The sequence below is a fragment of the Collimonas fungivorans genome, from assembly GCF_028292705.1.
Lineage (GTDB): Bacteria > Pseudomonadota > Gammaproteobacteria > Burkholderiales > Burkholderiaceae_D > Collimonas > Collimonas fungivorans_B.
This window is the reverse complement of record NZ_JAQGLV010000373.1, coordinates 1-10,813: the sequence shown is the minus strand read 5'-3', so window position 1 is coordinate 10,813 and position 10,813 is coordinate 1. Positions and strand designations below refer to the sequence as shown.

The 10,813-nt window shown below is 58.6% G+C and carries 11 protein-coding genes; 10 read left to right on the top strand and 1 reads right to left on the bottom strand.

What is annotated here, in order from left to right; translation table 11 throughout:
* The first annotated feature begins 62 nt into the window (after positions 1 to 62).
* The gene (locus tag JWQ61_RS20700; RefSeq protein WP_304362169.1) at positions 63 to 992 is read left to right on the top strand and encodes an electron transfer flavoprotein subunit alpha/FixB family protein; all 930 of its coding nucleotides are present in this window, start codon (positions 63 to 65) and stop codon (positions 990 to 992) included.
* A gap of 145 nt (positions 993 to 1,137) precedes the next feature.
* Positions 1,138 to 2,928, top strand: a complete 1,791-nt coding sequence (locus JWQ61_RS20695; protein WP_304362168.1) for an acyl-CoA dehydrogenase — start codon at positions 1,138 to 1,140, stop codon at positions 2,926 to 2,928.
* Positions 2,929 to 2,995: 67 nt separating this feature from the next.
* Here the strand turns inward: JWQ61_RS20695 and JWQ61_RS20690 are convergent, their stop codons facing one another.
* On the bottom strand, positions 2,996 to 3,415 hold the full coding sequence (locus JWQ61_RS20690; protein ID WP_304362167.1) for an NINE protein: 420 nt from the start codon (positions 3,413 to 3,415) through the stop codon (positions 2,996 to 2,998).
* A gap of 340 nt (positions 3,416 to 3,755) precedes the next feature.
* Here JWQ61_RS20690 and rpsP point away from each other — a divergent pair, with 340 nt between their 5' ends.
* The 8 genes from rpsP to JWQ61_RS20650 all read left to right on the top strand — a co-directional run.
* A complete protein-coding gene (rpsP, locus tag JWQ61_RS20685; RefSeq protein WP_041741387.1) occupies positions 3,756 to 4,007 on the top strand; it encodes a 30S ribosomal protein S16 in 252 nt (83 codons plus the stop codon).
* 35 nt (positions 4,008 to 4,042) lie between these two features.
* Positions 4,043 to 4,606 carry a ribosome maturation factor RimM gene (gene rimM, locus JWQ61_RS20680; RefSeq protein ID WP_304362166.1) on the top strand — a complete coding sequence of 188 codons (564 nt, stop codon included), beginning with the start codon at positions 4,043 to 4,045 and terminating at the stop codon, positions 4,604 to 4,606.
* A gap of 60 nt (positions 4,607 to 4,666) precedes the next feature.
* Positions 4,667 to 5,416, top strand: a complete 750-nt coding sequence (gene trmD / locus JWQ61_RS20675) for a tRNA (guanosine(37)-N1)-methyltransferase TrmD (RefSeq protein ID WP_304362165.1) — start codon at positions 4,667 to 4,669, stop codon at positions 5,414 to 5,416.
* 189 nt (positions 5,417 to 5,605) lie between these two features.
* Positions 5,606 to 5,998 carry a 50S ribosomal protein L19 gene (rplS, locus tag JWQ61_RS20670; RefSeq protein WP_304362164.1) on the top strand — a complete coding sequence of 131 codons (393 nt, stop codon included), beginning with the start codon at positions 5,606 to 5,608 and terminating at the stop codon, positions 5,996 to 5,998.
* 223 nt (positions 5,999 to 6,221) lie between these two features.
* Entirely contained in the window at positions 6,222 to 6,902 is a 681-nt protein-coding gene (locus JWQ61_RS20665) for a CoA pyrophosphatase (RefSeq protein WP_014005157.1), read from the top strand.
* A 125-nt stretch (positions 6,903 to 7,027) separates the two neighbouring features.
* A complete protein-coding gene (locus JWQ61_RS20660) occupies positions 7,028 to 7,984 on the top strand; it encodes a CobD/CbiB family protein (RefSeq protein WP_014005158.1) in 957 nt (318 codons plus the stop codon).
* A gap of 164 nt (positions 7,985 to 8,148) precedes the next feature.
* The gene (locus tag JWQ61_RS20655) at positions 8,149 to 8,496 is read left to right on the top strand and encodes a DUF3579 domain-containing protein (protein ID WP_304362163.1); all 348 of its coding nucleotides are present in this window, start codon (positions 8,149 to 8,151) and stop codon (positions 8,494 to 8,496) included.
* Between the two features lie 194 nt (positions 8,497 to 8,690).
* Positions 8,691 to 10,813: diguanylate cyclase (locus JWQ61_RS20650; protein ID WP_304362162.1), on the top strand; the 2,123-nt coding region annotated here is incomplete at its 3' end.

Genomic DNA, 10,813 nt, shown 5'->3' with positions numbered 1-10,813 from the left:
AAGCGTAACGCCGCAGCATTGCCAACACGGTGCAGGCGAGCGCACATAAATCAGGAGCCCACATGACAGCCCTAGTCATCGCTGAACACGATAATGCCTCATTAAAAGGCAGTACTCTCAATACCGTTACCGCCGCCAGCCAATGCGGCGGCGAAGTCCATGTCCTGGTCGCAGGCAGCAACTGCGGCGCAGCCGCTCAAGCTGCAGCCCAGCTGGCTGGCGTCAGCAAAGTACTGGTGGCGGACGCCGCCTATTTCGCCGATGGCCTGGCCGAGAACGTCGCCGAGCAGGTGCTGGCCCTGGCCGCTGCCTACAGCCATATCCTGGCGCCGGCTACCGCCTACGGCAAAAACATCTTGCCGCGCGTCGCCGCCAAGCTGGACGTCGGCCAGATTTCCGAAATCACCAAGGTCGACAGCCCGGACACTTTCGAGCGTCCGATCTACGCAGGCAACGCCATTGCTACCGTGCAGTCGAGCGACGCCACCAAGGTCATCACCGTCCGCACCACCGGCTTTGACGCTGCCGCCAGCGGCGGTTCCGCCGCCGTCGAAAACATCACGGCCGCTGCCGACTTCGGAAAATCCGCATTCGTCTCGCGCGAACTGGCGAAATCGGATCGCCCTGAACTGACGGCAGCCAAGATCATCGTGTCCGGCGGCCGCGGCATGGGTTCCGCTGAAAACTTCAAGATCCTGGAACCGCTGGCTGACAAGCTCGGCGCTGCCATGGGCGCTTCGCGCGCCGCGGTCGACGCCGGTTTTGTGCCCAACGACTGGCAGGTCGGACAAACCGGCAAGATCGTGGCGCCGCAGCTGTATATCGCGGTCGGCATTTCCGGCGCGATCCAGCATCTGGCCGGGATGAAAGACTCCAAGGTGATCGTCGCCATCAACAAAGACGAAGAAGCGCCGATTTTCTCGGTGGCGGACTACGGCATTGTCGGCGACCTGTTCGAGATCGTGCCGCAGCTGGTAGCTGAACTGGGCTAAGTCAACTAAGGCCGACGGGCGTTTTGCATGACGTCGAAAAGCAGGATTTTTCGACGTTCTGTTAAAAATCGAAAGTATACGGGTGGTATTGCAGGCGCCGGTTTTGCCAGGCCCGGTGGTGCCGCCCAATTTTTTGGAGTCACTCATGAGTTATGTCGCCCCCTTGAAAGACATGCTGTTCGTTCTTAACGAACTGGCTGGTCTGGAGCAGGTCAGCACGCTGCCTGGTTGCGAAGACGCGACACCGGAAACCGTGGAAGCGGTATTGCAGGAAAACGCCAAGTTCTGCAGCGAAGTCGTGGCGCCCCTGAACCGTAGCGGCGACCAGGAGCCCAGCTATTGGCACGATGGCGAAGTCACTACCAGCAAAGGTTTCAAAGAAGCGTTCAAGGCATTTGCCGAAGCCGGCTGGCAAGGCGTGCAGCATCCGGTGGAATTCGGCGGCCAGGGTTTGCCCAAGCTGGTGGCGACGCCGTGCATCGAGATGCTGAATGCGGCCAACCTGTCTTTCGCCCTGTGTCCTTTGCTGAGCGACGGCGCGATTGAAGCCTTGCTGACTGCCGGCAGCGACGAGCAAAAACGGATCTACCTGGAAAACCTGGTGTCCGGCAAGTGGACCGGCACCATGAACCTGACCGAGCCGCAGGCCGGCTCCGACCTGGCGCTGGTGCGCACCCGTGCGGTGCCGCAGGGCGATGGCACTTACAAGATTTCCGGCACCAAGATTTTCATCACCTACGGCGAACACGATATGGCTGAGAATATCGTGCACCTGGTGCTGGCGCGCACGCCAAGTGCGCCGGAAGGGGTGAAGGGCATTTCGCTGTTCATCGTGCCGAAATTCATGGTCAACGCCGACGGCACGCCGGGCGCGCGCAACGATGTCCATTGCGTTTCGCTGGAACACAAGCTGGGCATCAAGGCCAGCCCGACCGCGGTGCTGCAGTTCGGCGACCACGGCGGCGCTGTCGGCACCCTGGTCGGCGAAGAGAACCGCGGCCTCGAATACATGTTCATCATGATGAACGCGGCACGTTTTGCGGTTGGCTTGCAAGGCATCAGCGTGGCCGAGCGCGCTTACCAGAAAGCGCTGGCCTACGCCAAGGACCGCGTGCAATCGCGCGACCTGGCGGGTTCTGCCGGCGCCGTGACCATCATCCACCAGCCGGACGTGCGCCGCATGCTGATGAGCATGCGTTCGCAGACCGAGGCAGCGCGTGCGCTGGCTTATGTCACGGCGGCTGCTCACGACGCCGCCCATCATCACGCCGACGACGCGACCCGCAAGGCCAACCAGGCGTTCTATGAATTCATGGTGCCGGTCGTCAAGGGCTGGTCGACCGAGATCTCAATCGACGTCGCCTCGACCGGAGTGCAGATTCACGGCGGCATGGGTTTCATCGAAGAAACCGGCGCCGCCCAGTTCTACCGCGATGCGCGCATCCTGACGATTTACGAAGGCACCACGGCGATCCAGGCCAACGACCTGGTCGGCCGCAAGACCGCGCGCGACGGCGGCGCGGTGGCCAAGGCCATCATCGCCCAGGTGCGCGCCACGCAGGCTGAACTGGCGAACAGCGGTGCGGTTGACCTGGTCGCCATCGGCAAGCAGCTGGCCAGCGGCGCCGACGCGCTGGAGCAGGTGGTCGCTTACGTGGTCGGCAACCTGAAGAGCGACATCAAGGGCGTGTTTGCCGGCAGCGTGCCGTACCTGAAGCTGGCCGGCATCGTGCTGGGCGGCTGGCAGCTGGGGCGGGCGGCGCTGGTGGCGACGCAAAAACTGCAAGCGGCCACTGGCGACAGCAATTTCTACCAGGCCAAGATCGGCACGGCGCGTTTCTTCGCCGAGCATATCCTGTCCCAGGCTGACGCTTATCGCATCTCGATCGTAGAAGGCAGCAGCGGCGTGATGGCGCTGACGGAAGACCAGTTCTGATTTTTCCTGGTGCAATGTAAAAAAGCAGCCGTCAGGCTGCTTTTTTTATTGATGCAAGGGCGCCGGGTCAGCCATAGGCGCCGCCGGTGAACAACAGGTCGAAAGTACGGGCAATCGCGCCGATCAGGGCAATTGCGCCACATCCCAGGGTCAGCACCACCAGCAGCACCACAAACCAGCTGGAGTCCGATTTGCGGCCGGAGTCGGGGTTGTATTGGGCATCCCATTTTTCGTCCGGCGTCAGTCCTATGACCAGCGATTCGATACAGGCAACCAGGCCGGAGATGATCAGCGGTCCGAACAGGAAGGCTGTTTGTTGCGTTTGCCCCAAAAACAGGTACGCCAGCAAGGAAATTGGCAAAGTGGCAAGGTGCAGCCAGCCCCAGGCGTCTTTGATTCCCCTCAGGTAGAAGCGATGCAAGCCGATGCTGCCGAATACGGTAGCCACGAAAGTGGCGAGGGTCTTGTTCTTGTGGGGTTGGGTCATGTGCGGGATGGATGGGGCTGGAACAAAAAAAGAAGGCAATCCTTGCATCAAGTGGGAATATTGCTAATATACTGGCTTGGCTATCGCCACTGATGTTTCCGAAGCGCACCATGCGTGCCGGAAAGCAGATTGAGGGCGTAGTGTACAGCCTGCTTCAATAGAATGTCACTTTGATAGTCAGGCCCGCTCGCGGCATAGCGCCGCGGAGCGTTTTAGAGCCCTGCAAATACCTGTTTGACGTAGTGAAACCACACCCATGGCCTGCTTTGGTTGCGGGAGCGGCTCACTTTGCGTTATAATTTGCGGCTTTTTCCGTGTTCGAACACTTTTTGGAAACATTATGGTCGTTATTCGTTTATCCCGTGGTGGCGCAAAGAAGCGTCCTTTTTACAACATCGTAGCTACTGATTCGCGCAATCGCCGTGACGGTCGCTTCATCGAGCGCATCGGCTTTTACAATCCGGTAGCTTCCGGTGCAGAAGAGACTTTCCGCATTGCTCAGGACCGCCTGACGCATTGGCAAGGTGTTGGCGCGCAATTGTCGCCGACCGTTGCACGTCTGGTTGCCGACGCTGCCAAAAAAGCTGCTTAATTAAGCAGTTTGAACCGTTGAACGCGTCAGTAAACTTGTCGGCCACAGCACCAGCTGGAACTGCAATACCTTCAGATTTGGTGGTGGTCGGTTACATTACTGGCGCCTACGGTATTAACGGCTGGGTCCGGATCAAACCGTATTCAGCGGATGCTGATGCGCTGTTGCACGCCAAGACATGGTGGCTGAACCGGCAGAATGCGCCGGAATTGCACGATGTCGAAATGATGCAGGCGAAAAACCACAGTGGCGACATTGTGGCGAGCCTGATGGGTGTGGCAGGGCGCGATGCAGCCGAAGCCATGAAGGGCAGTGTGGTGCATATTCCACGCAGCCATTTCCCGGCGCTTGCCGACGATGAATTCTATTGGGTCGACCTGATCGGCATGATGGTTGAGAATCTGCAAGGCGAGCAGTTGGGCGTGGTGGCTGATCTGATGGACAACGGTGCGCATCCGATTCTTCGGATCACGGTGCCGGCAGCCGAGGATCAGGACAAGGCAGCACCAGAATTATTGATCCCGTTTGTCGAGCAGTTCGTCAAGACGGTGGATCAGGCAGCAAAGAAAATCACGGTTGACTGGGGACTGGATTATTAAGTCCACCCAGCCGGCCAAAGCGGCAAACAAGATCGCAAGCGAAACAAGAAGGTGAGCGGTATGCAATTTGATGTCGTCACGCTGTTTCCCGAAATGTTTGCGGCATTGACGCAGTCGGGCATCACCCGCCGCGCGTTTGAACAAAAAAGATGTGAGCTGGCGTTGTGGAATCCGCGTGATTTCACCACCGACAATCATCGTACCGTGGATGACCGGCCTTATGGCGGCGGCCCCGGCATGGTGATGATGGCGAAACCGCTGGAAGCCGCGATTGAAGCGGCCAAGGCGCGCCAGTTGCAGCAAGACCTGCCGGCGCCGAGAGTCGTCTATCTGTCGCCGCAGGGCCAGCCGCTGACGCATCGGCGTGTCATGGAATTGCGGACCGAACCGGGTTTGGTGCTGCTCTGTGGACGTTATGAAGCGGTAGACCAGCGTTTGCTGGATCGTTGCGTGGATGAAGAGATCAGCCTTGGCGATTTTGTCTTGTCCGGCGGCGAATTGCCGGCGATGGCGTTGATGGATGCGGTGATCCGGCAGTTGCCGGGTGTGTTGAACGATGGCGCATCGGCGGTTGAGGACAGTTTTGTCAACGGCTTGCTGGATTGCCCGCACTACACCAGGCCGGAACAGTATGAAGGCGTGCCGGTGCCGCCGGTCCTGATGGGCGGCCATCATGCCGAAATCGAAAAATGGCGGCGCCAGCAGATGTTGTCCGCGACAGCAAAAAAGCGGCCGGACCTGATTCAGAAGATACGCGCCGCTGGCTTGCTGAGCGCCGCCGATGAAAAGTTTTTACGGAATATGGATTGAGCGCTTGGCCAGTAACTGAGCAATAACTGAGCACCCGACCCGTTGTAGTTAGTAGTAAATGGCAACTAAGCAGTAACCAAGGGAGGCCAGCCGGCCGCCTGTGTATTAACCCCATCCTCTACTGAGCAGTGCCTGGCAAAAAAAGCCTTGCACAAAACGGCGTCAGCAAGATGGTATATGGAGCTAAAAATGGATCTGATCCAACAACTTGAGCAAGAAGAAATTGCCCGCCTCGGCAAGAGTATCCCTGATTTCGCACCAGGCGACACAGTCGTGGTCAGCGTCAACGTAGTCGAAGGTACGCGCAAGCGCGCCCAGGCTTACGAAGGCGTCGTGATTTCGCGTCGTAACCGTGGTTTGAACTCCAACTTCATCGTCCGCAAGATTTCTTCCGGCGAAGGCGTTGAGCGTACATTCCAGCTGTACTCGCCACTGATCGCTTCGATCGAAGTCAAGCGTCGCGGCGATGTCCGTCGCGCCAAGCTGTACTACCTGCGTGAGCGTTCCGGTAAATCGGCGCGTATCAAGGAAAAACTGCCACAGCGTCGCAACACTGCAAAGGCTGCGCCAGCAGCAGAGTAAGTCGTTGTTATGCAGGCATAGGTATTGCATGAAAAAAGGGCGCCGTCAGGCGCCCTTTTTTTACGCCTGCAACTTTGTTTATTGCGGCTGCTCTTCGGGAGCGCATGTTTTAGTTGCTGTAAAGTAAAATGGCCATAATTGTTATTAACTGTGACGACAATAGGTCATTCGCGGCCATCGCGGTAAAGTATCAAAAGATTGCTAGATTGTTAGAGGAATTTTCTTGGTTAAATTGACTTTCGATCCCCTGATGCTGCCGGTAGACGCGGTTGCCGGCGAATCTGCGCTGGCCACCGAAAGGATGAGCGCGGCATGGCTGCGGCAACGGTTCGCGCAGCAGCCGGACTGGCATCCCGAACATATCGATAGCCAGACCTTGCAGCGCATGACACAGCTGCAGAGCAAGCCGGTGACGCCGGCATCGGTGCTGATTCCTATCGTGATGCACGAACAGCAGCCGACCTTGCTGTTTACGCAGCGGGCAGCCCATCTGACCGATCATGCCGGACAAGTCAGTTTTCCCGGCGGCCGGATGGAAGAAAGCGATGCTTCGCCGGTAGAAACGGCGTTGCGCGAAGCGGAAGAAGAGATTGGACTGGCGCGCAGCCAGGTCGAGGTGATCGGCAGCCTGCCCGAATATTTTACCGGCACCGGCTATCGCGTCACACCGGTGGTGTGCCTGGTCAATCCGCCGGTCAGCTTGCGGGCTGATCCGGATGAGGTGGCTGAAATTTTTGAGGTTCCGCTGGCGTTCCTGATGGACGGCCTCAATCATCAGTTGCGCAGCTTTGACCTGCCGGATGGTTATCGCCGAACGTTTTATGCGATGCCCTACGAGCGTTTCTTCATTTGGGGTGCGACGGCCGCCATGCTAAGAAATTTGTTTCACTTTCTTCGCGCTTAGATTTATCGTATGGGATACTGTGATTTTGGACGTTATGGCAAGACCGGTGCGCTGTGATTAAGCCGTGGTGCAGCAGCGGCGGGACCGATCTTGCGGGGCTATCGCTTTACTTATAAGGCTGGTTAATGACATTTCTTTCTATTCTGTTTGCATTGCTGATCGAGCAACTGAAGCCGCTGCGCGCGGATAATCCCGTGTATGCATGGGTCAAGCAGTTTGCGGGCAAGATAGAAGCTTCGTTCAATGCCGGCCAGGCGCGCCAGGGCCGCCTTGGCTGGTTCTGCGTGATCCTGGCGCTGACCGTGCCGACCGCGCTGGTGTACTGGCTGTGCGTGCATATCGGCGCCTGGGCTGCGCTGCTGTGGAATGTCCTGATCGTGTACCTGACCCTCGGCTTCCGCCACTACAGCCATTACTTCAGTTCGATCCAGCTGGCGCTCAACACCGGCGACGACGCCACCGCGCGCACCTTGCTGGCCGAATGGACCAAGCTCGACACCACGGACATGGATGTCAGCGAAATCTCCCGCATCGCGGTGGAAAAAGCGCTGATCACTACCCACCGCCATGTATTCGGCGTGTTTTTCTGGTTCCTGATGCCGGTCGGCCCGGCCTGCGCCGTCATGTATCGCATCGCCGAATACCTGGCGCGCGGCTGGAACGAACCCGACCACATGCGCAATGAAGCTTTCGGGCGTTTCGCGGCCCAGGCGTTTTACTGGATCGACTGGATTCCTGCGCGCATGACGGCGGCGGCGTTTGCGGTAGTCGGCAATTTCGAAGATGCGATCTACGCCTGGCGCAATTTTGCCGACCGCTGGAAAAACGAAACCGACGGCATCATCCTGTCCACCGGCGGCGGCGCCATGGGCGTATTGCTCGGCACGCCGCTGGAAACCGCGATTGCAATCCTGCCGGCCGACGCATCGACGATTGATTCAACCGCGATGGAAAGCGAAAGTCCGCCGGGCGACGTGCCGACGCCGCGCGCCCTGCAAAGCACGGTAGGCCTGGTCTGGCGTGCGCTGCTGCTGTGGATGTTCCTGCTGTTGCTGTTGTCGGCTGCGATCTGGTTTGGGTAAACCGGACTGGCAGGCGGCTGCGGCGGATGGTGTGTTGGTCTTCTATAAGATATAATACGTAAGAATCACTTACGTAAATGAGTAGGTGAAAATTTGTCGCTTGCTTCTACCAGAGGTTAAGCAAATGTCTGTAGCAAGCGTTATAGAAGAAACGAGCTGTACGCATGGCTGATACCATCCAATCTCCTGACGCCCCCGCCCGCGAATTTTTCATTCAAGGTATTACCAGCGACGGCAGGCAGTTCCGCCCCAGCGACTGGGCTGAGCGCCTGTGCGGCGTGATGGCCTGTTTCCGCCCGGAAGGGTCGGGCGGCCGCAACGCCCATCTGCAATATTCGCCATATGTACGACCGGTGCTGCTGCATGGCGTGCGCTCGGTGGTCGTCAATGAAGACCTGCGCCAGATCGAACCGCTGGCTTATCATTTTGTGGTCAATTTTGCGAAAGACAACGATCTGCAGATCCTGCATGCCTGCTTGTTGCCCGACGCTGAAGCCCCGAAACCTACCTGATTCCCTGCCTGCACCAGTAGCAGTTCTTGCCCCACGGCTTTTTAGTTGATTCACGGCACTAAAAAGAAATCTGCGCGCGACGTTCTCGAGTAAAAAGACCGTGTAATATTTCGCCTATTGTTCGCAATGGAGTAGAAATGTTTCGTCGTGGTTCGTCAATCTTCATACCCATTGCCTCTTTATCCAGTTTGATATTGGGTCTGGCCATCACGCTCGGCTTGTTTGTCTCGGTACGCCACCTCGAATACGAAAAAATGGACGCCGAATTCCGGCGCCTGGCCAGCGGCCATCTGAAGGCGGTGGTGGACGGCCTTGACGCCTTGGTGCACGAACTGGAAACCGTGAATCGGCTGTTCCTTACGGTCGAAGACGTCAGCCGCGAACAGTTCCATACCTTTACGGCGCCGATGCTGCGCCGCTCCCCTTTTATCAAGTCCCTGACTTTCCAGCGTGTGCTGACAGCTGCCCAGCGGCCCGCCTATGAAGCGGAAATGCGTAAACATTTCCCCAATTTTTCGATCCGCCAGCTGAGCGACGGCATGCCGGAATCAAGCACCGGCCGCGACCAGTACCGGGTAGTCGACTATGTAGAGCCGATGGCCGGCAATGAAAATGCATTCGGCGTCGACGTTGCGCCGAGCGTGATCCAGGCAGAGCCGGGGCAGCGCGCGCGCGATTCCGGCTTGCCTGCATCCACCGATTTATTTACATTGCGCACTGCCAGCAACGGCGGCAAGCTGGGGCTGGTGATCCTGATGCCGGTATATCGGCGCGGCGCATCGCTGGACAGCGTCGACCAGCGCCGCCAGGCATTGACCGGCTATACCAGCGCGGCGTTGCGAGCGGATGCCTTCGTCAACAATGTGCTGTCGCGCGACGGCGTGCAAGCGCGCGAAGATTTTTATCTGCGGGTGTACGCCAGCGCCAAGCCGGAAGAGGGCACGCTGGTATATCGCCAGGGCAATCCGATCACCCTGTCCAACGCTAGCGACTGGCTGCCTTCCTGGCTGCTGTACGACGCTCCGCAAGACATGTCGCAGACTTTCGAACTGGCCGGCAAGTCCTGGTACATAGAAGCGTCGGCGCCGCCGCGCGTGTTCACCAAGAAGAATGCCGGATCGATCCTGGTCCTGATACTGGGCAGCCTGCTGAGCTGGATGGGTGCTACCTATCTGTATTTCCTGTCGACCCGCTCCAAGCGGATTGAGCAGCTGGTGGACGCCCGCACCCAGCAGGTCAGGCTGGCGACGCAGATGATGAAAGAGGACATCGTCGCCCGCAAGCGCGCCGAAGACGCCTTGCAGCTGCGCGAGCGCGCCATCGAGTCGAGCGCCAACGCTATCATCATCTCCAGCGCCAAATTGCCGGACTACCTGGTGGAATACGTCAATCCGGCATTCGAACGGATTACCGGCTACACCGCCAGCGAGATGATCGGCCGTAATCTGGAAATGCTGCACGGCGACGATCACGACCAGATCGGCCTGGAAGAAATCCGCTCCGCCTTGCGCGAAAAGCGCAGTGCGAACGCCGTGTTCCGCAGCTACCGTAAGGACGGCACCCTGTTCTGGAACGAGCTGTACGTGGCGCCGGTGAAAGACAGTTCGGGCCGCGTCAGCCATTTCGTCACGGCGTTGTACGACATCACGGAAATGAAAAGCTACGAAGCCGAGCTGGAGCACCAGGCCCGGCACGATACCCTGACCGGGCTGGCCAACCGCAACGTGCTGAGCGACCGCCTGAGCCAGGCGATCGTCTACGGCGAACTATACGGCCACCGGGTGTGGGTGCTGTTCGTCGATCTCGACCGCTTTAAATTCGTCAACGATACGCTGGGCCACAACGCCGGCGACCTGTTGCTGAAAGAAGTGGCCGGCCGCCTGAAGGCGTTCACCCGTGAAGCGGATACCATCGCGCGCCTGGGCAGCGATGAATTTGTGCTGATCCTGCCGGAGCGCCTCGATGAAGAGCTGAGCGTAGGCCTGATCCAAGGCATGATGGATGCGATCGCGCGCCCCTTGCAAATCGAAGGCTACGACTTTTTCCTGAGCTGCAGCATCGGTGTTGCGGTTTACCCGAACGATGGCGAAGACCCGGAAAGCCTGCTCAAGCACGCCGACATCGCCATGTATCGCGCCAAGGAAATGGGAAATAACAACTACCAGTTCTACACTGCGGCGATGAATGAGCGGGCGCTGGAACGCCTGCGCATCGAGGGCGACCTGCGCAATGCGATGGAGCGCAAGGAACTGCTGCTCTACTACCAGCCGCAAGTCGATCTGCGCACCGGCCGCATGGTCGGCATGGAAGCGCTGAT

Coding starts and splice junctions, on each gene's coding strand:
- JWQ61_RS20655 (WP_304362163.1), top strand. CDS start 8,149: ATGGCTGATACCATCCAATCTCCTGACGCCCCCGCCCGCGAATTTTTC.
- JWQ61_RS20660 (WP_014005158.1), top strand. CDS start 7,028: ATGACATTTCTTTCTATTCTGTTTGCATTGCTGATCGAGCAACTGAAG.
- rplS (WP_304362164.1), top strand. CDS start 5,606: ATGGATCTGATCCAACAACTTGAGCAAGAAGAAATTGCCCGCCTCGGC.
- rpsP (WP_041741387.1), top strand. CDS start 3,756: ATGGTCGTTATTCGTTTATCCCGTGGTGGCGCAAAGAAGCGTCCTTTT.
- trmD (WP_304362165.1), top strand. CDS start 4,667: ATGCAATTTGATGTCGTCACGCTGTTTCCCGAAATGTTTGCGGCATTG.
- JWQ61_RS20695 (WP_304362168.1), top strand. CDS start 1,138: ATGAGTTATGTCGCCCCCTTGAAAGACATGCTGTTCGTTCTTAACGAA.
- JWQ61_RS20700 (WP_304362169.1), top strand. CDS start 63: ATGACAGCCCTAGTCATCGCTGAACACGATAATGCCTCATTAAAAGGC.
- JWQ61_RS20690 (WP_304362167.1), bottom strand. CDS start 3,415: ATGACCCAACCCCACAAGAACAAGACCCTCGCCACTTTCGTGGCTACC.